This is a genomic window from Thiohalorhabdus denitrificans, assembly GCF_001399755.1.
In the GTDB taxonomy this organism is placed as follows: Bacteria; Pseudomonadota; Gammaproteobacteria; order Thiohalorhabdales; family Thiohalorhabdaceae; genus Thiohalorhabdus; species Thiohalorhabdus denitrificans.
In genome coordinates this window covers 227,902-252,143 of sequence record NZ_LJCP01000007.1, presented here as the reverse complement: position 1 = coordinate 252,143, position 24,242 = coordinate 227,902, and the positions used below count along the sequence as shown (strand labels likewise).

20 protein-coding genes, 1 tRNA gene and 2 pseudogenes are annotated in these 24,242 nt (G+C 68.6%); 5 read left to right on the top strand and 18 right to left on the bottom strand.

Going from position 1 to position 24,242, the window contains the following annotated elements:
• Positions 1 to 2: 2 nt before the first annotated feature.
• Positions 3 to 958: pseudogene (locus tag AN478_RS04415) on the bottom strand (IS481 family transposase).
• Positions 959 to 1,041: 83 nt separating this feature from the next.
• Here AN478_RS04415 and AN478_RS13470 point away from each other — a divergent pair.
• A pseudogene (locus tag AN478_RS13470) lies at positions 1,042 to 1,350 on the top strand (recombinase family protein); the annotation flags it as partial.
• Between the two features lie 81 nt (positions 1,351 to 1,431).
• On the opposite strand, the gene AN478_RS13890 reads toward AN478_RS13470, so the two are convergent.
• The 4 genes from AN478_RS13890 to AN478_RS04400 all read right to left on the bottom strand — a co-directional run bounded on the left by AN478_RS13890 (position 1,432) and on the right by AN478_RS04400 (position 3,457).
• On the bottom strand, positions 1,432 to 2,004 hold the full coding sequence (locus AN478_RS13890; RefSeq protein WP_143004129.1) for a hypothetical protein: 573 nt from the start codon (positions 2,002 to 2,004) through the stop codon (positions 1,432 to 1,434).
• A gap of 205 nt (positions 2,005 to 2,209) precedes the next feature.
• A tRNA-Lys gene (locus tag AN478_RS04410) sits at positions 2,210 to 2,285 on the bottom strand.
• Positions 2,286 to 2,415: 130 nt separating this feature from the next.
• Positions 2,416 to 2,850: a hypothetical protein gene (locus tag AN478_RS04405; protein WP_054965405.1), complete on the bottom strand. Its 435-nt coding sequence runs from the start codon at positions 2,848 to 2,850 to the stop codon at positions 2,416 to 2,418.
• Positions 2,851 to 3,052: 202 nt separating this feature from the next.
• Entirely contained in the window at positions 3,053 to 3,457 is a 405-nt protein-coding gene (locus AN478_RS04400; protein ID WP_054965404.1) for a hypothetical protein, read from the bottom strand.
• A 231-nt stretch (positions 3,458 to 3,688) separates the two neighbouring features.
• On the opposite strand from AN478_RS04400, the gene AN478_RS04395 reads away from it, so the two are divergent.
• The 3 genes from AN478_RS04395 to AN478_RS04385 are packed head-to-tail and all read left to right on the top strand — an operon-like array spanning position 3,689 to position 5,201.
• Positions 3,689 to 4,327, top strand: coding sequence for a class I SAM-dependent methyltransferase (locus AN478_RS04395; RefSeq protein WP_054965403.1), 639 nt, complete (start codon positions 3,689 to 3,691; stop codon positions 4,325 to 4,327).
• A 37-nt stretch (positions 4,328 to 4,364) separates the two neighbouring features.
• Positions 4,365 to 4,643, top strand: coding sequence for a hypothetical protein (locus tag AN478_RS04390; protein ID WP_054965402.1), 279 nt, complete (start codon positions 4,365 to 4,367; stop codon positions 4,641 to 4,643).
• A gap of 30 nt (positions 4,644 to 4,673) precedes the next feature.
• Positions 4,674 to 5,201 carry a DUF2062 domain-containing protein gene (locus AN478_RS04385; protein ID WP_054965401.1) on the top strand — a complete coding sequence of 176 codons (528 nt, stop codon included), beginning with the start codon at positions 4,674 to 4,676 and terminating at the stop codon, positions 5,199 to 5,201.
• Between the two features lie 523 nt (positions 5,202 to 5,724).
• Here the strand turns inward: AN478_RS04385 and AN478_RS14675 are convergent.
• From AN478_RS14675 to ppc, 5 genes are all read right to left on the bottom strand, one after another.
• A complete protein-coding gene (locus AN478_RS14675) occupies positions 5,725 to 8,442 on the bottom strand; it encodes an AAA family ATPase (RefSeq protein ID WP_054965400.1) in 2,718 nt (905 codons plus the stop codon).
• Positions 8,439 to 9,680 (bottom strand): metallophosphoesterase family protein, encoded by a 1,242-nt coding sequence (locus tag AN478_RS04375; RefSeq protein WP_054965399.1) that lies wholly within the window; start codon positions 9,678 to 9,680, stop codon positions 8,439 to 8,441. The genes AN478_RS14675 and AN478_RS04375 overlap by 4 nt, the downstream gene beginning before the upstream one ends.
• A gap of 266 nt (positions 9,681 to 9,946) precedes the next feature.
• Positions 9,947 to 11,338 (bottom strand): FAD-binding oxidoreductase, encoded by a 1,392-nt coding sequence (locus AN478_RS04370; protein ID WP_054965398.1) that lies wholly within the window; start codon positions 11,336 to 11,338, stop codon positions 9,947 to 9,949.
• A 133-nt stretch (positions 11,339 to 11,471) separates the two neighbouring features.
• Positions 11,472 to 12,044, bottom strand: coding sequence for a cytochrome P460 family protein (locus AN478_RS04365; protein WP_054965397.1), 573 nt, complete (start codon positions 12,042 to 12,044; stop codon positions 11,472 to 11,474).
• On the bottom strand, positions 12,041 to 14,782 hold the full coding sequence (gene ppc, locus AN478_RS04360; RefSeq protein WP_054965528.1) for a phosphoenolpyruvate carboxylase: 2,742 nt from the start codon (positions 14,780 to 14,782) through the stop codon (positions 12,041 to 12,043). Before ppc ends, AN478_RS04365 begins: the two co-directional genes overlap by 4 nt.
• A gap of 347 nt (positions 14,783 to 15,129) precedes the next feature.
• On the opposite strand from ppc, the gene AN478_RS04355 reads away from it, so the two are divergent.
• Entirely contained in the window at positions 15,130 to 15,480 is a 351-nt protein-coding gene (locus AN478_RS04355) for a hypothetical protein (RefSeq protein ID WP_054965396.1), read from the top strand.
• Positions 15,481 to 15,757: 277 nt separating this feature from the next.
• Here the strand turns inward: AN478_RS04355 and AN478_RS04350 are convergent, their stop codons facing one another.
• From AN478_RS04350 to AN478_RS04315, 8 genes are all read right to left on the bottom strand, one after another.
• Complete coding sequence (locus tag AN478_RS04350) at positions 15,758 to 16,138, bottom strand: response regulator transcription factor (protein ID WP_054965395.1); 381 nt, start codon at positions 16,136 to 16,138, stop codon at positions 15,758 to 15,760.
• 157 nt (positions 16,139 to 16,295) lie between these two features.
• A complete protein-coding gene (locus tag AN478_RS04345; protein WP_054965394.1) occupies positions 16,296 to 17,345 on the bottom strand; it encodes a lipoate--protein ligase family protein in 1,050 nt (349 codons plus the stop codon).
• A gap of 22 nt (positions 17,346 to 17,367) precedes the next feature.
• Positions 17,368 to 17,787 (bottom strand): hypothetical protein, encoded by a 420-nt coding sequence (locus AN478_RS04340; RefSeq protein ID WP_054965393.1) that lies wholly within the window; start codon positions 17,785 to 17,787, stop codon positions 17,368 to 17,370.
• A gap of 134 nt (positions 17,788 to 17,921) precedes the next feature.
• A complete protein-coding gene (locus tag AN478_RS04335) occupies positions 17,922 to 18,836 on the bottom strand; it encodes a hypothetical protein (protein WP_083342389.1) in 915 nt (304 codons plus the stop codon).
• A 109-nt stretch (positions 18,837 to 18,945) separates the two neighbouring features.
• Positions 18,946 to 20,262 carry an OmpP1/FadL family transporter gene (locus tag AN478_RS04330; protein ID WP_054965391.1) on the bottom strand — a complete coding sequence of 439 codons (1,317 nt, stop codon included), beginning with the start codon at positions 20,260 to 20,262 and terminating at the stop codon, positions 18,946 to 18,948.
• 358 nt (positions 20,263 to 20,620) lie between these two features.
• Positions 20,621 to 21,772: a radical SAM protein gene (locus AN478_RS04325; protein WP_054965390.1), complete on the bottom strand. Its 1,152-nt coding sequence runs from the start codon at positions 21,770 to 21,772 to the stop codon at positions 20,621 to 20,623.
• A 314-nt stretch (positions 21,773 to 22,086) separates the two neighbouring features.
• Entirely contained in the window at positions 22,087 to 23,190 is a 1,104-nt protein-coding gene (locus AN478_RS04320; RefSeq protein WP_054965389.1) for an NAD(P)/FAD-dependent oxidoreductase, read from the bottom strand.
• The gene (locus AN478_RS04315; RefSeq protein WP_143004138.1) at positions 23,187 to 24,242 is read right to left on the bottom strand and encodes a lipoyl protein ligase domain-containing protein; all 1,056 of its coding nucleotides are present in this window, start codon (positions 24,240 to 24,242) and stop codon (positions 23,187 to 23,189) included. Before AN478_RS04315 ends, AN478_RS04320 begins: the two co-directional genes overlap by 4 nt.

The following is a 24,242-nucleotide window of genomic DNA, read 5'->3' as shown; positions in this document are numbered from 1 at the left end:
TTCTAGGTGTGCTGTAGCAAGAGGTTGTCCCCGGTTACCCCAGAACGCTGACTGGTGGCCGATCGTTCAGACTTCCATGTGGCCGTAGCCAGTTGTACTCCTTGAGCCACTCGGGCAGCTGTTTGCGGCTGCTGTTCGGAAGAGCAGTACTCCGCAGCATAGGCCCACTCGTTCAACGCGGTCTGGATGAAGCGCTCCGCCTTGCCATTCGTCTGTGGCGAATAGGGCTTGGTGAAGCCCTGTTGGATGCCCATGCCGCGGCACACCCGCCGGAAGCGCCTGGAGCGGTAACAGCTGCCATTGTCCGTAAACACCCGGTGCACGTGGTAGATGCCGTGGCGGCGGAAATAGGCCAGTGCCTCCCGAAGGAATTGCTCGGCCGTCTCCTGGCGCTCATCGGGCTTTGCCCAGCCGCGTAGCTAAGCCGCGAGGCATCATCCACGGCCACGTGGACATACTCCCAGCCGGCGCCCGGCGAGCTCTGCTAGCGCTCCCCCGTCACCCGATGGCCGGGGCGCTCGAAGCGTCCGAGCTTCTTGATTTCCAGGTGCACCAGGTCGCCTGGTGCTTCGTGCTCATAGCGATTCGCCGGCCGCTTCGGCACCAGGTCCCGCGCCCGGCTCAGCTTCCGCAGCCGGAGAATCCGGGACACCGTGGCCCGAGAGACCCCGCAGGTTTGGGCAATGCGCTTGCCGGTCCAGCCAAGGCGGCGCAGCCGCACGAGTCGCTAGATCCGGCCCGGAGCCGTCGCCCCCGGACTCCGGCGCGGCCTACAGGAGCGATCCTTTAGGCCGGACTGGCCCTCTGCCTGATACCGCCGTACCCATTTCCGCACGGTCCTGGTGCAGACCCCGACTTCGGCAGCTACCGACCGAAAACTACGTCCCGTTTCCAGGACGCGTCGGACCCATACCTCTCGACCTGCTGGCGTATGCCGGGCATTTTGGTGGACGTCCACGGTGTTTCTCCCAGGTTGCTGCAGTTTCCCACCTACAGCGTTACTGGGTTGAAACCCGTGGATAATCTATTTAAACCCCACAGCTAGTTGAGTCTGTGGATAGGCTTCCTCGCCTTCCTGCGACTGCCTGGAAAGCCCTCAGAGCGGAGATTGAGGCTAAGGGCCTACAGGTGGTCGCCTTGGATTTTCCGACTAGTCATAGGGCCTTACAGGAAGCCGATACTAGCGACGAGTTTACTTCCCGAATGCAGGACGCCATTAACGGCATGATGCTGGACATGATGGCGGCTATTGCCCGGAAAGATTACGAGCAACGGAGGGAACGGCAGCGGCAAGGGATCGAGAAGGCGAAGCAGGAAGGGAAGTACCAGGGAAGGCCAAAGGAATCTAACCGGGGGGCACCATGCCGCCCCAAATGGGGAGGGGCATGGTTTTTGCTGCGCCCCCGCGCACCAAACGTGGGTTATTTTTTGCTATAATGTAGAAGCACTAGATTCAGAAATAACTTTATCACACTCTTCGAAATTGGAGAACTTATACATTATCTTTATCGCTCCCGCACTAGGGCCAGAAGCTAACACTTGCATATCTATATATTCTATATCCCCTTTTAAGTTTTCTTTTATAGAAGCATATTGCCTTTCCCCCTTATTAATTGACATCATCCATTCATCTCTTTCATCCCACAACCCATCTGGATCCATATATTGTAAATCCTCGAAATCCCCATACTTTCCTTCTAATTGACCCTTAAGCTTTTTAAATAGCCTTTTAATATCCTTTCCATATTTGTCATTACGAACTAGCCCTGTCAATGCATTTACAAGGCAAACACCAGTCTCTTTCGTATGCATTACTGTATAGTGTTTTAATTTGGGGTGTGGCTTTGGCGGGTTTTCTAAATCAATCATCCCTTGACTTTTCATATCAGCCGTATTTAGTTTATCTATCGACATCCCCATTTCAATTCCAAAAGGTCCTGATAGAGCTATTGCAGGGTAAAGGGAAAGAGATAATAAAGTTACTAAAAGGGCAAGTTGGCGCATTTACCCCTCCTTGGTTTTTGGGAAGTGATATACAGGAACCCCCTTACTATACCCTAAACTTTCCTTAGGTCACCACCTTGGGACTACCGCTAAGCTTCAGAATTATTGGTCAATATCGAGCATTCGGACTCGTATATTTTCGTACCCAATTCGGACCAACAAACAAAAAGGCCCTAGACCAAATGGCCTAGAGCCTTGATTTATTTGGTGGGCCGTGCAGGAGTCGAACCTGCGACCCGCTGATTAAAAGTCAGCTGCTCTGCCAACTGAGCTAACGGCCCGACAGTCGTCGAGAAGCGCAGAAGTCTGCCAAGGGATTGGCCAGAGGTCAATTCCCGCCCCTTTCGCCGGCCGGTTTCGCCCCGCTCCTTGCGCCCGTTTCCCCTACTTCGTACGGGGGCTTGGTTCGGCTTAGCCTGCCCCGAGTCCCTGATACTTTTCAAGGGCGCCGGCTTCCTCGGCGCGGGTGCGCAGGTAGAGGTAGACGTGGCGGGCGGTGCGGACGGCCTGCTTGTGGGCGTTCTCCGGCAGGGCGTCGCGCCGGTCCATGTCCACGCAGTTGTAGTAGTAGATGAGCTCGCGGCAGTTGTCGCGGATGGTGTTGAGGCTGGGGTTCTTCTTCACCGCCACCTTCCACAGGGCCAGGAGGTCGTCCTCGGTGCCTTCCCAGTCGCGGTCGAGCACCTCCAGGTAGGCCTTGATGAGGTCCTTGATGATCCCGATGCCGGCGTTGGTGGTGTCCCAGACGTCCACCTCTTCCCCGGCGTTGATGCGGCGCTCCCAGTCCCGCAGGGCCTCGTCGCTGCGCTCGAATCGTTCCGCTACGGTCGCTTGTTCGTCGCTCATGGCTGCTTTCCGTGGGTTCGGTCCCGGCGGCCGGGCCGTTGGGTGTTCGGGTTCGCCCCTTTGGACCGACCATTTTGGTCGGGATTCCGGGCGGAGCAGTCCGCGCCGTGGCGGATCGAGGGGGGAATTCTACGGGATGCGCGGGGCCCGACCAATTCCCCCCATCGGGTACCCGCCCCCAGGCGGGGGCGGGCGGGCCTTGCTAGAACCGCCCCCGGATCAGGTCCATGCGCACGCCCACTTCCACTTGCTCGCCGCCGCTGAAGCGGTTGATGTAGGGCTCGGGCATGGGCATGGCGTAATGGGTGGTGCCGCTGGCGTCCACGTTGGCGAGGGCGCCGTAGCTGGGCGCGGCGGCGTAGGAGTAGATGCCGTAGAGCATGCCGGAGATGATGCCGATGCCCACCCCGGTGACGATGTAGTCGGTGTTGCCCAGGGGGTCGTCGGTGAGGAGCATGACCCCGGTGCCGCTGACGCCGCCGATGGCGGCCCCGTAGAGGGTGCTGTACCAGACGTCCTGGGCGACGTAGCTGGCCGCCTTGCTCTCGGTGGGGTAGGCGAGCAGGAGGCTCGCACCGAGGACCAGGGTGGCAAGGATGCGCTGCATGCAAGGCCCCTTTTTGCGTGACTGGTTCGCGGGCGGTGTGGCCGGGTGCGCCGCACCGGCGGGCATTGTAATGGATTCCCCCAGCGCCCTCCATACTTGCCCCTATAAGTCCCCTTTTTCCCGGCTTGCCGGGATCGTGCGGGATCTGGCATCGTACAACGGTTTTCGCCGGGGGGTTCCGAACGGGGAGCCCCCGGCCGATCCGCCAAGACGAGAGGACCCTCCCCGGCCATGGACCTGAGCTCCGTCGAAAAGGCCTACCAGCGCCTCGCCGGCGTCTACGACACCGTTTTCGGGGCCATCTTCCACCCCGGCCGCAAGGCGGTTCTGGACCACCTCGACCTGAACCCGGGCGAGAAGGTGCTGGAGATGGGCGTGGGCACGGGCCTCTCCCTCCCGCTGTATCCGCGCGACGTGGAGGTCTACGGCATCGACATCTCCGAGCCCATGCTGGAGAAGGCTCGGGAGAAGAAGGTGAGCGAGCACCTCGACAACGTGAAGCTGCTGGAGGTGATGGACGCCGAGGAGACCACCTTCGAGGACGACAGCTTCGACGTGGTGGTGGCCGCTTACGTCGTGACCGTGGTGCCCAACCCGAAGCGCTGCGTGGACGAGATGCGCCGGGTCTGCAAGCCGGACGGCGAGCTGGTGATCGTTAACCACTTCCAGTCGGAGAACCCGGTGATGGGCCGCCTGGAGCGGGCCCTGGCGCCGCTGTCGAGCGCCCTGGGCTGGCGGCCCAACATGCGGCAGCGGGAACTGGTGGAGGAGACCGATCTCGACGTGGTCGAGCAGCGGCGGGTCAACCTGTTCGGCTACTGGACCATGCTCAAATGCAGGAACAACAAGGACGCCAGCGCGTCGAAGTAACCGACCCGTTGACGGCCCGCCACCCGGGAGGCGCACAGTGGCAGAAGAAAGCGCAGCAACCGAGCAGGTGGTTACCGGCACCTATCAGGGCCGCGAAGTGACCTTAACCGACAAGACCGGAGACGCGCCGCGGGAGGAGCTCCAGGAGATCCTCGACGCCCTGATCGCCGAGGGCAGGTTCGGCATCGCCGGCATGTCCAACAGCGGCAGCGCCACCATCCAGATCGGGGCCCCGGAAGGGGGCCACATCCAGATCGGCGAGGAGCTCTACCGCCTGATCGTTACCGGCTACGAAGCCTACGTCGACCGCTTCTGATCCCCCACACATCCCGGAGAAGGACGGGAAGTGCGCAAATCGCTGAAGAAATGGATGCCCTCCGAGCACGGGCTGCGTGAGCGGATGGGCGGGAGCCGGCTTTTCGGCTGGCTGACGGCCCGCAAGGGCGTCTGGAGCCTGCACCGGCGTGCCCTGGCCGGGGGCATCGCCCTCGGCCTATTCGTGGGCCTGACGCCCACTGTGGGCTTCCAGACGCCGCTGGTGCTGTTCGGCGCCATCGGCTTCCGGGTGAACTTCCCGCTGGCCTTCGTCGCCCTCTGGGTCAGCAACCCGCTGACCACGCCCCTGCTGTACTGGGGCTTCAACCGGCTGGGCGCCCTGCTGCTGCGGGACCATTTCCCCGCGGAGCTGCTGGCCAACCTGGCGCCCTACCTGCAGGTGTTCATCCAGCAGTCCACCTACCTGTGGCTCGGCAGCCTGATCCTGGCCATCCCGGCGGCGGTCCTCAGCTACATGGGCTTCATGTGGTTGTGGCGCGTCCACACCCTGCGCCGCTGGCGCCGCCGCAGCATGGTCCGCCAGGCCGGAATGGCCTGAGCCACACGACCGGGTCCCTCCAAGCCCGCCCCTTCCGGGGCGGGCTTTTACGTTTTGGGACCTCCCCGTTCGGGCCTCCCGGTAGGAGCCCACTTCAGTGGGCGCACCCCGACGGACCATGGCCCCCAACCGGCTCGCCCGATGAAGCGGGCTCCTACGGCTACCGAGGGGGTGGATGGGTATCGGGGGGTCGCGGCCGGGAGGCCGCTCCTACCGACCTCGATTGGCAGGGGACCCCCGTAGGAGCGGCGTCCACGCCGCGACCACTCGAAGCAGCCCCCGTTCTCGTCGGCCTGCCTCGCCTCCAAGCCCTCGTGTAGGAGCGGCCTCCCGGCCGCGATTGCGCAACGGCTGACCGGTCTTTCCCGGCCCTTCGGGGTTCAGGGCCCGCGAGACCCATTGGGTAGGTCGCGACGGGGGCCGTCGCTCCTACAACGGCGTATGGGGCCCTTGTAGGAGCGGCCTCCCGGCCGCGACCGTTTTCGCGCGTTTGCTCGAACAGGTCGCGAGCTGGAGCCTGCTCCTACACCTCCGCCGTGGGCCCGGGCAGGGACAGCGGCTCGGTGCCGAGCAGGCGGGCCATGCGCTCGCCGAACTCCCGGTGGCAGGTGAACAGCACCAGCTGGCGGTCGCCGGCCATGCGCTGCAGGCCCCGCAGGCCCGCCTCCTGGCGCTCGGCGTCCCAGTGCACGAACACCTCGTCGAGCAACAGCGGCAGGCGCTCGTGGCCGGCGTCCAGGTGGTCGGCCACCGCCAGGCGCAGGGCCAGGAACACCTGGTCGCGGGTGCCGCGCGACAGCTCGGCGGACTCGCCGTCCACGCCGCGCAGGGTGCCGCCGGCGTCCCGCACCAGCAGGGCGCCGTCGCCGCCGCCCTCCTCCATAAGGAGCTGGGTGTAGCGGCCGCCCGTGACGTCGGCGAGGTAAGCGCTCGCCCGCCGCAGGACGTCCGGCTGGTGGGCCTCGCGGAAGCGGCGGTCCGCTTCGCGCACCAGCCGCTCCAGCACGCGCAGGCGGTCGTGGGCCCGCCCGGCCTCCTCCATCTCCGCCTCCAGCTCGGCGATGCGGCCCTGGATGAGGCCCACGTCCTGGACCTCCCGGCCCTTCTCCAGGTCCCGGTCCAGCCGCGCCAGCTCCTCGCGCACCTCCCCCACCTCGCCTTCGAGGAGATCGCGGCGCTCCTTGGCCTGCTCCAGCTCGGCGCCTTCCAGCAGGTCCGCGCCGGCCTCGGCCACCCGCGCGCGGGGGTCGGTCACCTCCGGATAGCGCTCGCGCAGGCTGCGCCAGTCCGCCTCCCACTGCCGCAGGTCGGCGGCCCGCTGGGCCGCCTGCTCCAGCCGCTCGGCGGCCGGCCCCGGGCCGGGGACGGCAGCGTCTACACGGGCGGCGAGGTCGCGGCGGGCGGCGGCCAGGGCGCCGAGGTCGCCGGCCAGGTCGCGGCAGCGCTGGGTCAGGGTGGCCAGCTCCGCCTCGGCCTGCTCGGCGTCCCGAACCCGCTCCCGGGCCGTCTGCAGGCGCTGGTCCAGGGCCTGGGGGGCGGCGGAGAGGTCGCCCTCCTCCCCGGGATCCAGGCCATGGCGGGCCAGCACGGCGCGGACGCCTTGCCGCTGCTCGCGCAGGGCCCGCTGGCGCTCCGCCAGGTCGTTCCGGGCCTGGCGGTACCGCTGCCAGGCGCCGCGCAGGGCCTCGATGCGCCCGGCCAGGTCCGGGCCCGGCTCGGCGCGGGCGCCCTCCGGCAGGGGCAGGCCGTCCAGCAGGCGGGCCACCTGCCCTACCGCCTCCCGCCTGCGCCGCTCGGCGTCGTCGCGCTCCCGCTCCCGCGCCGCCCGCCGCTCGTCGTGGTCGGCCCGGGCCTGGCGGCCCACCTGCCCGGCGTAGAGGTTCCAGGCGCCCGCCCCAAGGGCCACCAGCCCCAGGAAGCCCGCCAGGGCCCAGAGCGGCCACCAGAGGACCCCCGCCAGCACCAGGACCACGGCCAGCGCCAGGGGAGCCACCAGGTAGATCCCGGGGAGCCGGGCGCCCACCGCCGGCGGGCGTTCCTCCTCCAGGCGGCGCTGTTTCTCGCGGGCCTCCTCGGCGGCGCTCGCCGCGGCGGCGGCGCGATCGCGCAGCTCGGCGGGGGTGATCCGATCCAGGACCTCGCCGTGGGCGTCCTCCCAGGGGCCGGCCAGGGCCGCCTCCGCCTTCTCCCGCAGCTCGGCGCGGGCCTGCTCCTCGGCCCGGCCGGCGCGGTCGCGGGCGTCGGCGACTTCCTTCGCCTGGGCCGCGGCCGCGGTGACGCCGGCGGCCTCGGTGTCGGCCACCAGGGTCCGGTCGGCGGCGGTCACTTGGTCCCGGCGGGCGCGCTGCTTGCCCACCGCCTCGGCCTGCTCGCGGGCCCGCGCCTCCAGATCCTCGGCGCGCTGCTCCAGCTCGCGCCAGTCGCGCCGGGGGTCCTCGCCCAGCCGGCGCACCGCCTCCGGGTCGCCCAGGCGCTCCGCCAGCCGGTCCAGGCGGGCCAGGTCGCGGCGGAGCTGGCCCACCTCCTCGCTGCGGCGGATGCGGTCCTCCAGCGTGGCGCGCTCGGCGTTCAGCGTCTCCAGGCGGCCCGCCAGCTCCGTGCGCCGCGCCTCCTGGCCGCGCAGCTCCTCCTGCCGCGCCCGGGCCTCCTTGAGGGCCTTGCGCTCCTCCGTCTGCTCCTTCTGCAGCTCGCGGTAGCGGTTCTTGCCGCGCTTGTCGCGGCGCCACTGGCGCTTGGCCTCTTCGTCCAGCTCCTCGGCCACCTCCCGCGCCGGGCGCTGCCAGGAGTTGCCCAGCTCGCCGAGCAGGCGCTGCTCCACGCGGGCGAAGGCCTCCCCTTCCAGGGCCTGCATGTCCTCGATGGTGAGGGCGTAAACGGCCTTGTAGAGGCGGCGATCCACGTGGTCGGCCACCGGCAGGGGCCGGTTGCGCAGCTCCTCCCGGTCGCCGTCGGCCTCCCACTGGGCGTCCGGACTGGCCAGGAGCCGCCGGCGCACGTGGGCGGTGGCGCCGCCGTCGAGGAGGAGGTCCGCCTCCAGCTCGGGCCGGCGCCCGGCCCGGGGGGTGTAGGGAAATTGGGCCTCGTTGGCGGGCTCGAAGCCGTAGAGGGTGGTGGTGAGGGCGTTGAACAGGGTGGTCTTGCCCGCCTCGTTGGGCCCCACCACCACGGCGGCGTCGGGGAGCTCCAGGCGCCGGTCGAGGAAGGCGCCGAAGGCGGCCAAGTCGAGGGAGCAGACCTTCATTCGCGGCCCTCCGGCCGCACCAGGCGGTCCACCAGCTCCGGCTCCAGGTCGGCGAGCAGCTCCCGCAGGTAGGCGCGGCGCGCCTCGGCGTCGGCGGGCGCGGCGGGGCTCAGCTCCTCCGGGGCGAGGGCGTCGAGCAGGTCGTCGTCCGCCCCGGCCCGCTCCAGCAGCTCCAGGGCGGTGGCCAAGGGCGAGGGGCTGTCGCGCAGCCCCTCCAGGTCCACGGGGCGGTGCAGGCCGCGGTCGCGCACCTCCACCGCCAGGGCGTCGAGGCGGTCGGCGAGCTGCTCCTCCAGCTCGCGGCGGTTTTCCTCCAGGGTCAGCTCGCCGGCCAGGGGATGGGGCCCGGACAGCTCCAGGCGCACCACCCGCTGCTCCGCCTCCGGCTCGGGCACCCGCGCGGCCAGGTCCGCCACCAGGGCGTCGAAGCTCTCGCCGCCGGGGTCCTCCACCGCCACGGTCTGCCAAGTGAGCGGCGCCAGCGGCACGAACGCCACCTGGGCCAGGCCGAAGGCGGGGATCTCCACCCAGTTGCCGCCCTTGGGGCCGGCCTCGCGGGGATGGCGGCCCTGGAGGTTGCCGGGGTACCACACCGGGGGATCCTCGCGGACCGCCTGGCGCTTGTGGATGTGGCCGAGGGCCCAGTAGTGGTAGCCCGGCTTGTCGAAGTCGCCGGGCTCGCTGGGGGCGTAGGTGTCGTGGTTCTCGGCGGAGTCGGCGCCCACCACCTGGGTGTGCAGCAGGCCCACGGTGGGCAGGTCGCCGTTCTGGGCGGGGAAGGAGGCCGCCAGATTGCGGTCCTCGCGGGCCTTGGCGTGGCCGGCGGCTACCACCCGCCCCACCGGGGCGCCGTCGGCGCCCGGGATGTCCACGGTGACGGGCTGGGCGCCGTAGGCGAGCCGGACGTTGTCCGGCCAGTCCAGGGCGCGGGTGCGGTGGCTGGCGCCGCCGGGGTCGTGGTTGCCGGTGCAGAGCACCACGGTGACCCCGGCCTCGCCCAGGCGGCGGCAGCCGTCCAGCAAGTAGCGCTCGGTGGCGAAGGTGAGCAGCTCGCCGTCGAAGACGTCCCCGGCTAGCAGCACCGCGTGCGCGCCGCGCTCGATGGCCGTGTCCACCGCCGCCTCAAAGGCGTCCCGCGTGGCCTTCCGCAGGGCCTCGCGCACGGCTTCATCCCGCCCCCGGAAGGCGGTGTCCAGGTGCAGGTCGGCGAGGTGGAGGAAGCGGAAGGGTTCGGTCATGGCTGCTTAACGGCGGGCCAACCGCAGAGACGCAGGGGGCGCGGAGAACGGCGTCGGTTTCTCATTCCTTCCCCATGTCCTCATGGTCGGGGTGACGAGGCAGTTTGCTGACCGAACAATCATCGAGGGATCCAGCCCGTAGGAGCGACCGTCCCGGTCGCGACCACCGCGGCGGCCTCCCAACCCGGTCGCGACGGGGGCCGTCGCTCCTACCAAATCCTGGCTGTTTTTTTGGCGTTCCTTGGTGTCCTTGGCGGTTCAAGCCGTTAGAACGCCTTGCCGGGGTTGAGGATGCCCTTGGGGTCGAAGGCGGCCTTGATCTGGTTGTGCAGCGCGCGGCTGGTGGCGTCCAGCTCGCGAGCGACGAACGGGGCCTTCTCGGAGCCCACGCCGTGCTCGCCGGACAGGGTGCCGCCCAGCTCCAGCACGGTGTCGAACACGCGGCTCAGGCAGGCGCGGGCGCGGGCCCTCTCGTCGGGATCGTCGGGGTGCACCATGAGATTGACATGGATGTTGCCGTTACCGGCGTGGCCGAAGTTGACGATGGGCAGGCCGAACTCCGACGCCAGGCCTTCCAGCCGGCCGATGAACGCGGCCAGGGCGGTGACCGGCACCACCACGTCCTCGTTGATCTTCAACGGCGCCAGGCGCTTCACCGCCCGGGACAGGGACTTGCGGGCCTTCCACAGCTCCTTGATCTCCTCGGCGGAGGCGCCGGTCCGCACCTCCAGCAGGCCCGGGCCCTCCAGGCGCCCGGTGAGGTCGGCGAAATCCTCCGCAACCGCCGCCTCGGGGCCGTCGGCCTCCACCATGAGCACCGCGCCGGTGCCGTCGGGCAGGTCGGCCCCGAAGCCGCCGCGGCGCAGGGCGTCGATGGCGAGGCTGTCCATGAACTCCAGCGCGGAGGGCACGGCGCCGCCGGCCATGATGCGCTGCACGGCCTCGCCCGCGTCGGCGACGCTGGCGAAGGCGGCGCGGGCGGTGCGCTTGGTGGTCGGGCGCGGCCACAGGCGCAGGGTGGCCTCGGTGACCAGGCCCAGGGTGCCCTCCGAGCCGATGAGCAACCGGGTGAGGTCGTAGCCCACCACGCCCTTGGTGGTGCGCGCGCCGGCGCGCAGCACCTCGCCGGTGCCCGTCACCGCCTCCAGGCCCAGCACCCAGTCGCGGGTGACGCCGCGCTTCACGGCGCCCGGCCCCGCGCTGTTCATGGCGATGTTGCCGCCCACCTGGCAGTAGGGGGAGCTGCCGGGGTCCGGGGGCCAGAACAGGCCGTGCGCGGCGGCGGCCTCCTGCACCTGCTGGTTGGTGACGCCGGGCTGGGCGCGCAGGAGCCGGTTGGCCGGGTCCACCTCCAGGATGGCGTCCATGCACTCGAAGGACACCACCAGCGCCCCGGGCACGGGCAGCGCCCCGCCCACGTTTCCGGAGCCGGCGCCGCGCGCCACCACCGGCACCCCGTGGCGGTGGGCGGTGCGCACCACCGCCGCCACCTCCTCGGTGGTGGCCGGGAACACCACGCCGGCCGGCGGCACACTGCGCGGCGTGTCGTCGGTGGCGTAGATGGCGAGGGTGTCCGGGTCCGTGTGGCACCGCTCGGGGCCGAACAGCAGCTCCAGCTCGTGGGCGGCGCCCGGCGGCAGACCGGGGGATGCGGCCATGTTCCTGCTCCTGGCGTGCGGGCCGGGGGACGTCCCGGCGGTCCCGGGGAACGCGCTCATTGTAGTAGGCCCGGAAGGACGGTGCGAAGCGGGCGGGAGGGGAATCGGGGCCGTAGGGACCGGCCGGCCGGCGCTAGCGGGCCAGACGCGGCTCGAAGAGGAAGTCGGTTTCCTCGGTGCGGGCGTGGCAGTGGATGCAGCCGCGGTTCTCCTCCCGCGCCTGGCGCCGCGCCTCCGCGTCGGACACCTTCACCCCGCCGCCGGGGCTGAAGCGCAGGAAACCCCAGTCGTTGGTGGCGGGGTTGTGGCCCTCCACCTTGATCATGACGTCGATGGCGTGGACGTGGGGCTCGTTGGTGTGGCTCTCCAGGACGATCACCGACCCCGTTGGCAGGGGCTCCTTGCCCAGGGGGCGGCCGCTGTCCACGGCCCGGTTCACGAAGGTGTCCACCAGCGGCCCGTGCGGGTCCCGCCCGGCGTGGATGCCGGGGTTCACCACCGATTCGGGGAGCCAGAAGCGCCGGTACTCCGAGCCCTGCAGGTAGCTCCACACCGCTTCCGGCTCCACGCTCCCCGGGAAATCGGGGCCCAGGGGGTTGGGCTCGGGGCCTTCCTGGCCGGCGCAGGCGGCGAGGAGCAGGGCGGCGGCGAGGCCCGCCAGGGCCCCCGCCCGCCACCCGCGCTGCCGGTCCGGCGCCCGCCTCATCCCGTATTCCGCTGCCCGGCGGCGACGCCGTTGATGGTGCGCAGCAGGAGCCCCAGCCAGCGCTGGTTCTCCTCCTCGGAGAGGTCCTCGTTCTGGTAGCGCCGCAGGAGCATCAGCTGGATGTGGTTCAGCGGGTCGATGTAGGGGTCCCGCCGCTGGATGGAGCGCGCCAGCATGGGCGTCTCCTCCAGCAGGCCGTTCAGTTGCGCCACCTTCAGCACCAGATCCCGGGTGCGGTCGTACTCCGCCCGGATCTTGGCGAAGATCTCCTGGGCGCCCTCCCGGTCGTGGGCCAGGGAGGCGTACTGCGCGGCGATGTCCATGTTGGCCTTGGACAGAGACATCTGGATGTTGGACAGAAAGGTGTTGAAGAACGGCCACTCCCGGTACATGCGCTGGAGCATGGCCAGGCGGTCGTCGCTGTCGCCGATGAACTCCTCCAGGGCCGTACCCAGGCCGTACCACGCCGGCAGGGTGTGGCGGCTCTGGCTCCAGCTGAACACCCAGGCGATGGCCCGGATGGACTCCAGGGAGCGGTCCTCCTTGGCCCGGTGGCTGGGCCGGGAGCCGATGTTCAGGCGGCTGATGCCGTCCAGGGGCGTGGCCTCGTAGAAGTAGTCCAGGAAGCCGGGGGTGTTGCGGGTCAGGTTCCGGTAGGCGCGCTCGCCGCCCTCGGCCAGCTCGGCGAAGGCGTCCAGGTAGTCCTGGCGGTCGCCGGGCATCTCCTGCACCGTGCCGCGGCTGGCCTCGAGGGCCCCGGAGGCCATGACGGTCAGCTCGTAGACCGCCGTCTCCAGGTTGGCGTACTTGCTGGAGAGCACCTCGCCCTGTTCGGTGATCTTGATGCCGCCCTGCACGGTCCCGGGGGGCTGGGCGCGGATGGCCTTGTGCGTGGGGGCGCCGCCCCGCGCCACGGTGCCGCCGCGGCCGTGGAAGATGCGCACGGTGACGCCGTACTCCTGGCCCAGGTCCGTGACCTGGCGCTGGGCCTGGTAGAGGGCCCAGGAGGAGGAGACGATGCCGCCGTCCTTGCAGGAGTCGGAGTAGCCGATCATGACCTCCTGCTCGTCGCCCATGGCGGCGAGCAGGCTGCGGTAGACCGGGCTCTCCAGCAGGCCGGTCATGACCTTCTGGATGTGCTCCAAGTCCTCGATGGTTTCGAACAGCGGCGCCACCGAGATGCCGTTGAACCACGTGCCGTCGCTGTTGCGCCCCAGCAGGCCGGCGGTCTTGGCCAGCCACAGCACCTCCAGCACGTGGCTGGCGCTGCGGGTCATGGAGATGATGTAGCTGCCGAAGGCCTGCGGGCTGATCTCGCCCTGCATCTCGGCCATGACCCGGAAGACGTCGAGCACGCCCCGGGTCTCGGGGGAGAGCTCCACCCCGCGCGGCACCAGGTCGGTGCGCTCGGCGATCTCCCCGGTGAGCAGCGCCACCCGCTCCTCCTCGGAGAGCTCTTCGTAGGGCCGCTCCAGGTCGCCGCGGGCGGTCAGCACCTCCGACACGGCCATGGTGTGGCGGCTGGACTCCTCGCGCACGTCGAGGCGCGCCAGGAAGAAGCCGAAGGTCTCCACGATCCGCCGCAGGTCCTTCAGCTCCCGCTCGCCCACGGCGTAGTCGCCGTGGCTGGCCAGGGAGTCGGCGATGCTGCGCAGGTCGGCGAGCATCTCCTCCTCGCCGGTGTAGGCGTAGTCGCACTCCGCCCCCGGGATGCCGCCGGAGAGCCGCGCCTCGTTGGCGGCGTGGGCCCGCATGAGCCGCTCCCGCATGAAGCGCAGCTTCTGCCGGTAGGGCTCATGGAAGTAGCGCTGCTGCAGGTGGCGGGCCAGCTCGGGGAAGCAGCGCCGGTCGTGCTCGAGGCGCTCGTAGAACTCCTCCGAGGGCCGGCCGAAGCGGTCGGAGTGGGACAGGATGTGGTGCAGCTGCTCGACCCGGTTGATGTAGCAGGACAGGGTCTCGCGCTTGTGGGTGCGCAGGGCCCAGGCGGTGGTGTCGGCGGCCACGTAGGGGTTGCCGTCGCGGTCGCCGCCGATCCACGAGCCGAAGCGCATGATGGGCGGCACCGGGGGGGCCTCGTCGCCGTAGACCGCCTCCAGGGCCTGCTCCAGCTTGCGGTAGACCCGCGGGATGGCGAGGAACAGGCTCTCCCGGAAGTAGTAGAGGCCGTTCTCGATCTCGTCCTCCACCTGCGGCCGGCGCACCCGCACCTCGTCGGTCTTCCACAGGATCTGGATGTCCACGCCCAGATCCCGCTCCAGCCGCTGGCGCTCGGCGGGCGGCAGGCGGTTATCGTCGAGGGTCTTCACCTTGAGGAACATGCGCCGCTGGCCCTCCAGCAGGGTGCGGCGGGTGGCCTCGGTGGGGTGGGCGGTGATCACCGGCGAGATGTCGAGGTGGTGCAGCAGCTCCCCGCACTGCTCCGGGGTGAGGCCCTTCGCCTTGAGCCGGCCCAACACGTCCTCGAAGCTGTTCTCCCACGACTCCCCTTCCTGCTCCGTCTGGTAGCGCAGGCGGTGGGTGTGGGCCTCCTCGGCCACGTTGGTGAGCCGGAAATAGGCGGAGAAGGCCCGGATCACGTAGGTGAGGGTGTCGGGGTCCAGGTCCTTGATGAAGGCGGCCAGCTGATCGCGGAGGGCGGTGTTGTCCTCCTGGCGCAGCTGGATATAGCCTTTCCGCAGGTATTCGACGGCCTCGAACACCTCGCCGCCGGCCTGGGTCTTGAGAACGTTCCCGAGCATGCGGCCCAGGGTCTTCACCCGGCCGCGGAGCTCGGAATCTAGCTGGGAAAAACTGGCCTCGGTACGAATCGGTCCACTCCGTGGGAATGTGGGGGGCATTCCATGAACAGCCCCCTATTATCCATCATCAAGATCCTCAAGGCGAGGAGCGAAATTCGGCGCGGAAATAAAGCATATCCGCGCGCCCATTACAAAAGCTTATTCGCGCGCGCAATGCTGACCGGTATAATTTCACCGTCCAGAATTCAGGCGGTCCGCGCCCCGCGGGCCGGTCCGGCCGCACAACGGGCGGTTCGAGCGTTCCTTTTCCTTTCATTGCCGTTGGATGCATAGCCACGGAGGGCGGCATGAGCCAGAATCTGATCAAGCAGGTCAACATCAACGGCCTGGAGTACAACAAGTTCCGCGATCCGGACAACTACCGGAAGGCCCCCGGCGAGGACTACCGGTTCAAGGTCCGCCTCAACGGCTCCGGCACCGCCACCGCCCGGCTGGAGGTCGAGAACCAGGTCGTGTGCGAGGAAACGGTAAGCCTCCCGGGCGTGTTCACCTGCACCACCAAGTTCGACACCCCGGGCGCCCGGGCCGCCTTCCTGACCGTTGAGGGCAACGGCGAGAAGGAGACCCGCGAGTACACCGTGCACATCTGGGAGCGGGAGAAGCGGGACACCAAGGAAGAGGTGCCCCCGCACCACTAGGGCACGCTTTCTTTCGCGAAAAGGCCCCGGAGCGATCCGGGGCCTTTTTTGTTTACGGGAAGTGTTTCCGCCCCCTGTAGGAGCGGCCTCCCGGCCGCGACCTGGTTATCGGAACCAGCCGGGTCGCTACGGGGGCCGTCGCTCCTACAATGACCTTGGCAGGGGAACCCCGTAGGAGCGGCGGCCCCCGCCGCGACCACTCGGGGCACGCCACGACGGTCGCGGCCAGGAGGCCGCTCCTACACCTTCCTTCGGCGGCAGAGGCTCCGCGCCTACCTCACCAGCCCAGCGCCTCCATGAACTCCGGCAGCTTGCTGGTGATCTCGCCCCGCTCGAACAGGCGGTCGGCGCCCTCCGGGCGCACCCGGTCCCAGGTGGCCTTGTCGCCGCCGAAGGCCAGGACGGGCGTGTTGATCATGTACTCCCGGCGGATCCGCTGCAGCTGCTCCACGGGGTCGCCGGCGCCCTGCTCCAGGTCGAGGAGGATGAAGCGGTACAGCAGGATCTCGTTCCACTCCCCGGCGTCCTCGATGGCCGGGACCACTTCCACCTGCCAGTCCTCCCCGGCCGCCTCCTTGAGCTCCCGGGCGATGGCGTCGTCGGTGGTGACGATGATGAAACCGGGCTGCAGGCGCCGGCTGATGGTCGGTTCGCTCATGGTTGTGCTTCCTTGGTATTGGGTCCGCCTGTCCCTGGGAATCCTGCCCATTGAGCCCCCTGGCAATCCCCTGTGGGAGCGGTCACGGACCGCTCCCACAGGGTTCATCTCCAGGAGGGCTGATTCCCCAACTGGATGTCCTCGGCGTGCTGGAGCTCTAGGCGCTATCCCTGGCGGGCCGGGCGGCCTCGTGCTCGTCCCGCACGGCGGTAGCGGCCACCGCCTCGGCCCATTCCATGGCCCGCTCGCCCCCCAGCCGGGCGGCCAGCAGCGCCGGGTTCGGGGGCAGCCCGGCGCAGGCGGCGCTGCGCGCCGGATCCACCCCTTCGAGGTCGAGGCGGCGAATCCGGCCGTCCTCCGTCTGCACCGTCACCCGGCCCAGGCCCGGAACGCGCCGCTCGGTGAGGAAGGCATCGCCCTTGAGCTTGATGCCCTCCCGCACCGCCCGGCGGCCCAAGGGCTCCCAGCGCCAGTCCGGATCCCGCAGCTCCTCGTCGGCCTCGCTGATGGCCCGGGCCTCCCCGGCGGTGCAGGCGTCCGGGGCCACCACCCACCCCAGCGTCCCGGCCACGGCGTGGCGGAAGGCGTTTTTCAGGACATTGGCGGCGGGCGGGGTGGCGAGATCCGCCCACGCCCCCATGCCCTCCCCCAGGCCGGCGGCCAGGAAGCGCCTGTAGGACGGCGACGGGCAGTTCACGGCGGCGGCGAAGCGGGCGGCGGGGAAGCGGAGCATGAAGCTGCCCACCAGCACCAGGGCGTTGCCCAGGGTGGCCATGCCGGTGCCGCCGATCTTCCGGTCCCCGCACCACAGGTCGTTGCGGGTCCGGTTCTCCACGTTCAGCCCGAATCGGGCGAAGGTGGCCTCCACGGCGGGCAGCACCCGCCCGTAGAGGTCCGTGGGGCGCCCGCGCATCCAGTCGCGGGGCACGATGAAGGCGTAGACCCACTGGTCCGGGTCCACGTAGACGGTGCCCCCGCCCGTCTCCCGCCGCACCACCTCCAGCCCGGCGGCCCGCCCGGTCATGTCGAGGGAGAGCTCCTCGGCGGCGTCCTGGTGGGGCCCCAGGGAGATGTGGGGCCGGTCGGGACGGGCCCAGGCCACGATGGGGGCATCCCCGGGCCCCATGGCGTGGGCCAGGCCGTGGTAGAAGGCGTGCAGGTCGAAGGGCGCCAGCCGGCCGCCCTCCAGCCAGCGCGCCTTTCGCACCGGCGCCTTGGAGTGGCCCGTCTCAGGAGGAGCCGTCGCCGTTCTCCCCGGAGCTCCCGGACTGTTCCTGCTCGTAGAAGTACTCGAAGTAGAACTCCCGCCGGTTGACGGCCTGGAGCTGGTCCACCCGGTCGCGGACGCCCTGCCGGATCACGTCGGCGATGGCGTTGCCCTGCTCGCCGTCCAGGATGGTGATTGAGTCGGGCATGTCCTCGTAGATGTCCAGCTGGGTGGCCGGCAGGCCCTCCGGCGGCTGGATGTACATAAGGTAGGAGTCCACCTCGTCGTTCTCCGGGTCCAGCGGGGTCAGCACCACGAAGCCGAAGTAGGCCAGGCGCGCCACCCGGTTGAACTCCTGGATGGTGAGCTTCTGCCCCTTCTGGTACTTGCGCAGCTCGTTCTTCAGCGAGCCGGTATCCTGCAGCGGGATCGTCTTGGCCATGGGGATCGCCTGCCTTTTAGTTGATTAGCGAGGTCGGATATACGATTTTCCGGGGGCCGCTCCCCCATGTCAAAACGGCGAACAAAAAGGCCCCGCCACATGGCGGGGCCCAGATTCTACCAGGAACGGCGGGCCTAGTCGGAGGCCACCTCCCGCAGGGTCCGCTCCGTATCGCCGGGAGCGTCCATGATGTTGGAGAAGGTGGCCATGGTCAGCTCCGGCCAGGACAGGGCGATGCGGAAGCGGCCGTGGAGCATGAAGGCCTTGCCGCCCACCACGTAGAGCTCGTAGGGCAGCGCCGCCACGTGGCGCTGGATCAGCTTCGGGTACCAGCTCGGGACGCCGTTGTGCTCGTCGTTCATGGCCACGCCGAACACCGCCATCTTCCGCTCGGGCATCACCACCTCGTAGACCGGCGCGGTCTCCCCCACGCCCTGGTTCAGGTTGGCCCGGATGGTCCGCACGGCGGCGTCGAAGTCGTCGTGCTCCGCCAGCTGGATATGGTCCTCGAAGTACGGCATGAAGACCATGTAATGGTAGTGCTCCAGGTCCTCCACCTCGCCCCCGAAGGCTTCGCCGGCTTCCTGGCCGATGCCGCCCAGGGCGTCCTGCAGGCGCTGTTCAGCGTCGCGGGCCTCGTCCTTCACCTCGGGGTAGGCGTCCTGGAAGTAGGCGTTGTAGAGGTAGGTGGGATTCACATAGCTGATCTCCACCGAGCCTTTCTCGGACTGGAAAACGCCGATGCGCAGGCCTGCCGCGGGAATGGTGTGGCCCTCCCGGGTGGTCGTGGGCCGCTTCTCGATGGCCTCCAGCAGGGCGTCGTCGGTGGCCACCACCACCGCGCGACCCTCCATGTCCATGGGGTGGTAGCTTCCCACCACCTCGAAGCCCGCCTCGCCGAGGGCGGACTCCACGTCGGATACCACCTGGTTCACCTCGCCGTCGGCCAGGCGGCTCGCCGCCGTGTAGGGGCTCTTGGCCGCCACGGCCGGGAGGGCAACCAGCGCGCCGGCCACGAGGGCGGCGCTCAGGGTCATGATCCTCTTCATTTTACTAACCTTCTGCATTCGGTGAGAACGTTGTGGGGGACGTCTCAAGCGTATTCTCAAGCGCAAAAGGGGCGGCCGAAGCCGCCCCCCCGCCCGTTGCCGCCAAGGCCTAGAAGCGGTAGCCGATGTTGATGCCGGCGGAGGTCTCCTCCAGGGCGATCTCGGCGCCCGGCGCCTGCGGGTCGTTGCTGGGGGCCGTATGAGTCACCTCGGGGGCGTACATGAAGTGGCCGCCCAGCTCCCAGTGGCCGTTGAACTTGTAGTTGGCGCCCACGGTGTAGTGGCTCTCCACCACGCCCGGCAGGATCAGGTTGGCCGAGGCATCCTCGTTGTCGATGGGGGACTCGGCGTAGTTGAAGCCGGCCCGCAGGCTCAGATCCGGGGTGGCGTCCCAGCTCACGCCCAGGGCGTAGACCACCTGGTCGTCCCAGCCCGGATCCATGTCCACGTCCTGCCCGCCGGAGGGGGCCTCCACCTTCAGGTCGTCCATGGTCGCGGACCAGTTGATCCACTTGATGTCCGCGGAGATGTCCAGGGTAGTGAGCGGGCTGAACTTGATGCCCAGGGCCGCCTGCTGGGGATAGTCCAGGCCCAGCTTGTAGGTGCCGGCCGGCTGGCCTTGGAAGCCGGACCCAGGGACCAATTCCCCGATATCCCCGTAATCGAGGTTGTACTCCAGGTCGGAGAAGGCCTGCTCGCTCTTGTAGGAGAGCCCGACGGTCACCTGGTCGGTGACGTCGTAGAGGGCACCCAGGCTTAAACCGAAGCCGAAGGCGCTGGCGCCGCGGCTAAGGTCGAAGTTCTGCACGGTCTGTTCTGCATTACCGTCACCGTTGGGATCCGAGGCGACATGCTGCTTGAAGGCCACGGACTGGTAGTCGATGTTCAGAGCCGCACCCACCTTCAGGCGATCGTCCACCCGATAGGCCAGGGTCGGCGACATCTGCCAGAACTGGATGTTGCTGTAGCCGCTCCAGTACATGTCGCTACCGGTCGGACTAGCCGCCCCAGGCATCATCAAGGATTGCGGGTAATCCACCCCCAGCCCGGAGGTACCGTACATGCCGCCGCCGAAGTACCAATCCGACCCGTCGGCCACCGGAGCGGTCCAGCCGATGGAGGGAACGCCGTAGAGCTCGGCGTCGCTGTCCACCTTGTCCCCACCCGTGGCGGAGAAGTCGGTGGAGCGCTCGGGCATGAAGGCTTCCATGGAGAAGTCGGCGCGGTTACCGATGGCGGCCATGCCGGCGGGGTTGGTGATGGCCGTCATGGCGCTCTTGGGGGCCGCGGTCACCGCGCCGCCCACGGACTTCTGGTAGGACCCCACGCCGATGAGCTGGTAGCCGTTGGTGGCGTGGGCGGTAGTGGAGAGGCCAATGGCTCCGCACGCCACGAGGGCGGCGGAGAGAATCCGGTTGGTCCGCATTAGGTGCTTCCTCCCTTTACGGGTTGCCCGTAGTTGCTCGTGCCGGTTGCTCGTGCCAACAACCATGGACTTTGATACTACACTGTCCGCGGACCAAAAAATCACAAATTTTTATTGTCTGAAAGGCAAGTTAATCCTTTATATCAATATATTCTTCTACAAGATGATTTTACGGGGAAATTTCCGTATAGAATCCCTCCAATTTAAGTCTATTACCGTGTGGTTATACAGCAATATTAGGCTATACAAATTACGACTTTCCTTCCCGCTTCCGAATTTGCCTGTCCAAGGGCCCAAAACAAAAAAACGGCGGCCCGAGGGCCGCCGTTTCGCGCTTCCGGCAAAAAAACCGAACGCTCTACTCGTCGTCTTCCTCTTCCAGCTCGAAGCGGTTGCGGATCGGCTCGCCGTCCATCTGCCGGCGAACGAGCTCCACATCCGTATCGTCGAGGGCGAAGGGGAAGGAGCGGATGTCGGTCGGGGGGGAGTCCCCATAGGGCCGGTTGCAGGCGGACACCTCCTCGTCGTCCTTACCGGGGCAGCCGCTGGTCTGGAAGGGCTTGCCGGAGTTGATGACCCGCTCCAGGTCCTCCTCGGGGTAACCGAAGTCCACCACGCGGCCGGCCTCGTCGAAGGTCATGTCGGCGTAGTGGCCTCCGCCGTAGTCGATGAGGAAGCGGCCGAGCTGGACGCGCCGCCACTGGTCCTGGGGCACCGGGTCCCAGTCCTCCATGAGGCTGCCCTGCTCGGGGAAGAAGGCGAACATGTGGTTGTGGCCGCCCAGGTCCTTGATCCGCTGGGCCATCTCCAGGATCTCCTGCTCGGTCTCGCCCATGCCGCAGATGAGGTGGGCGCCGAACTTCTCGGGGCCGAAGATCTCGGCGGCCCACTCGATGGCGCGCCAGTACTTCTCCCAGCGGTGCGGGGACTTCACGGTCTTGCCGCGGGTCTGCTCGAAGATCTCGGGGGTCACCGCGTCCAGGGCCACGGTGAAGATGTCGGCGCCGTGGTCCTTGAACCGCTGGATGTCCTCCTTCCGCAGGGTGGTGGGGTTGGAGAGGATGGAGACCGGCACGTGCGGCACCTCGGCCACCCACTTGTCGAGGATGGTGAAGGAGTCCTCGTCGGAGTTGGGGTGGGTGATCATGGAGATGCACATGCGCTGGAAGGCGCCGCCGTCCTTGCCCTCCTTCACCCGCTGGATGACGTCATCCATCTTGGCCGTGGGCCAGTCCACGCGGATGAAGTTGCGGTCGGCGTAGTCCCGGTCCTCCTCCCGGTGGCGCGCCAGGCCGCAGTAGGAGCAGTTGGCGCGGCACCCCTCGGGATAGGTGACCAGCAGGTTCAGGCAGTGGGTGCAGCTCGTCCGGTACATCTGCCCGTCCATGAGCCCCAGCGAGATGGCCGCGGCGGTGGACATCTGGACGTATTCCGGCGAGCGCATCTCCGGGGTCTTGGTGAACAGGTCCGGCTTGTAGAACTGAATCGGCGTCGCCGTCGGTTCGCTCATCGGTGCCTCCTCGTGGATCTATCCGGCAGGCCCCGCGGGGCCCTTTCGGGGCATGCGGTCTGCATACGGCCAACTACGAAATCGGCAATTCAAAGCTGAGACTAAATACCACGGGGCTCGCGGAGAAGTCCCGTCCGTCGCGGCCACTGGCCGCTCCCACAAAGGCCCGCTTTACCGGGCGGAAGGATTCTGTGGGAGCGGTCCTTGACCGCGACCCTTTGGGCTCGCTGCAAGTCGCGGTCGCGGACCGCTCCCACAACCGCCCGCCTCCCTTGCTCGGTGTGTCCCGGGCTCCGGGTTCTGCGGCCTCCTCCCTAGCGGGAAACGGCCTCTTCCGCTTCGGCCGACGCGCCGAAGTACTCGGAGAAGGCGATCCAGCCGCGCCGGTGGGGGGCGTCGCTGGACGCCTCCGGGCGTCCCCAGATGCGCTCCAGTTCCTCGCGCCGCTCCACGCCACGCGACACGGAGGTCTCGAACTGATCGCGCACGTCCTCCTCGAAATCCTCCAGGGCCTCGGCGTCGCCCTCCTCCAGGTACTCGGCAGCGGCTTCGCCGGCCCGGTCCCCGGAGATCAGCGCCGCAGGGATGCCGGCCCCGGTGATGGGGTGCGTTAGTCCGGCGGCGTCGCCCACCAGCAGGACCGGGCCCGGGTGGACCATGGGCCGCAGCCCGCCAACCGGGATGGAGCCGCCGGTGCGGCCGAGCAAACGGTCCTCCACCAGGCCCCGCTCCACCAGCTGGGCGATCAGGCCCGCCAGGGGGCCGCCGAGGTCCTCGCCGTAGCGGCGGTCGATGCCCAGGCCCACGTTCGCCACGTCCCCCTTGGGGAAGAACCAGCCGTAGCCGCCGGGGAAGTCCGGCGACAGGAAGATGTCCGTGTCGGCGTAGGCATCGAGCAGGGGCAGGGTGTGCTGCCGGGTGTGCACGGTCTTCTGCGGGGGCAGGCCGGCCGCCTGGGCCACCGGGGAGTGGGGGCCGTCGGCGCCGATCACCGCTCGTGCGGCCACCTCGTATTCCCCTTCCGGCCCCTTGAGCCGCGCCACCAGCCCCTCGGCGTCCAGCTCCAGCAGGCGGGTCTCCAGGCGCAGCTCGGCGCCGGCCGCCTCCGCCTCGTCGGCCACCGCCCGGTCCAGGTTGCCCCGGTCGATCATCAGGCCGGGGAAGTCGGAGTCTTCGCGGTGCCCGGAGGGCAGGAAGGTCTTCATGCCCGTGATCTTCTGCACCAGCACGCCCGGCAGGTTGCCGTGGCGCAGCATGGGGTTGGGCAGGAACTCGGCGCACTGCACCGGCTGCCCCACCTCCTTGCGGCGGTCCACGGCCAGCACCCGGCAGCCCGCGGCGGCCGCGGCCCGGGCCGCGGAGCCCCCGCCGGGGCCGAGCCCCACGACGAGGACGTCAAAGGCGGCGGGCGCGCTCACCCCGAGGCCTCCTCGTCGGCGGAATCCCGCGAATCACCCTCGCCGAGCTGGACCAGGGCGTCGTTGACCGCCGTCAAGAAGTCCTCGGGCCGCAGCAGCAGCATCTCCACCTCCGAGCGGCGGAAGAAGTCCTGGACGGCCTCCTCCAGGCGGGCCATGGGCAGGTTGCGCAGGGCGGCCTCCAGGTCGAAGACCATGCGCTTCGGATTGACGAAAAAGTCGCCGCTGAAGGTGACGTGCTTGATCATGCCGCGGTCCGGTTCCACCGCCACCGCCGCCCGCACCAGCCCGCCCTCGCAGCGGTGGGTGGCCTCTACCACCGTGGCGTCCTCGGCGCTCGCGGGGGCGTGGAGGTGGACCCACTCCTCGTCCTCGATCTCCGCCAGCGTCTCGGGGAGCTTCCCCTCCTCCACGGTGTTCAGCTCGCCGGGCTCCAGGTGGATCCCCAGCTCCTCGGCGAAGCCGTCGGCGAGGTTGCGCTTCACCTCGTCCCAGGCGATCTCGCGGCCGCCGAGCACCTCCTTGACGGTGGTGAGGCGTTCCCCGATGTCCTTGATCTGGCGCTTGGAAAGCTTCTCCGGGGCCACCCGCAGGGCGCCGAGCATCTTCTCCAGCTCGGCGTCGATGAGGACGGTGCCCTGGAAGACCACGGAGCTGCCGTCGAAGGCCCCGCCGGTGCCGGAGATCTTGCGGCCGTTCACCTCGATGTCGTTGCGGGGCCGGAAGTGGGCGTCCACTCCGAGCCGCTGCAGGCCGGCCGCGGCCGCCCGGCAGATCCGGGCGGAGAGCTCGGCCATGTCCCCGGTGCCGAAAGAGGCGCGGTCGAAGTAGAGCTCCCAGCCGAGATGCAGGGGATCGAAGTAGATGGTGCCGCCGCCGGTGATACGGCGCTGCACGGCGATGCCATGCTCGGCGCAGAAATCCTCCCACACCTCGTGGGCCACCTTCTGGTGGTAGCCCACCAGCACGCAGGGCTCGAAGCGCAGGAAGCGGAGGGTATTGGGGGAGTGGCCCTCCTGGTGGCTCTCCAGGAGTACCTGATCGAGGGCCAT

Bases quoted from the DNA above. Each gene is read 5' to 3' on its own strand.
- AN478_RS13890 (WP_143004129.1), bottom strand. From the start codon at position 2,004: ATGCGCCAACTTGCCCTTTTAGTAACTTTATTATCTCTTTCCCTTTAC.
- AN478_RS04405 (WP_054965405.1), bottom strand. From the start codon at position 2,850: ATGAGCGACGAACAAGCGACCGTAGCGGAACGATTCGAGCGCAGCGAC.
- AN478_RS04400 (WP_054965404.1), bottom strand. From the start codon at position 3,457: ATGCAGCGCATCCTTGCCACCCTGGTCCTCGGTGCGAGCCTCCTGCTC.
- AN478_RS04395 (WP_054965403.1), top strand. From the start codon at position 3,689: ATGGACCTGAGCTCCGTCGAAAAGGCCTACCAGCGCCTCGCCGGCGTC.
- AN478_RS14675 (WP_054965400.1), bottom strand. From the start codon at position 8,442: ATGAAGGTCTGCTCCCTCGACTTGGCCGCCTTCGGCGCCTTCCTCGAC.
- AN478_RS04375 (WP_054965399.1), bottom strand. From the start codon at position 9,680: ATGACCGAACCCTTCCGCTTCCTCCACCTCGCCGACCTGCACCTGGAC.
- AN478_RS04370 (WP_054965398.1), bottom strand. From the start codon at position 11,338: ATGGCCGCATCCCCCGGTCTGCCGCCGGGCGCCGCCCACGAGCTGGAG.
- AN478_RS04365 (WP_054965397.1), bottom strand. From the start codon at position 12,044: ATGAGGCGGGCGCCGGACCGGCAGCGCGGGTGGCGGGCGGGGGCCCTG.
- ppc (WP_054965528.1), bottom strand. From the start codon at position 14,782: ATGCTCGGGAACGTTCTCAAGACCCAGGCCGGCGGCGAGGTGTTCGAG.
- AN478_RS04355 (WP_054965396.1), top strand. From the start codon at position 15,130: ATGAGCCAGAATCTGATCAAGCAGGTCAACATCAACGGCCTGGAGTAC.
- AN478_RS04350 (WP_054965395.1), bottom strand. From the start codon at position 16,138: ATGAGCGAACCGACCATCAGCCGGCGCCTGCAGCCCGGTTTCATCATC.
- AN478_RS04340 (WP_054965393.1), bottom strand. From the start codon at position 17,787: ATGGCCAAGACGATCCCGCTGCAGGATACCGGCTCGCTGAAGAACGAG.
- AN478_RS04335 (WP_083342389.1), bottom strand. From the start codon at position 18,836: ATGAAGAGGATCATGACCCTGAGCGCCGCCCTCGTGGCCGGCGCGCTG.
- AN478_RS04330 (WP_054965391.1), bottom strand. From the start codon at position 20,262: ATGCGGACCAACCGGATTCTCTCCGCCGCCCTCGTGGCGTGCGGAGCC.
- AN478_RS04325 (WP_054965390.1), bottom strand. From the start codon at position 21,772: ATGAGCGAACCGACGGCGACGCCGATTCAGTTCTACAAGCCGGACCTG.
- AN478_RS04315 (WP_143004138.1), bottom strand. From the start codon at position 24,242: ATGGCCCTCGATCAGGTACTCCTGGAGAGCCACCAGGAGGGCCACTCC.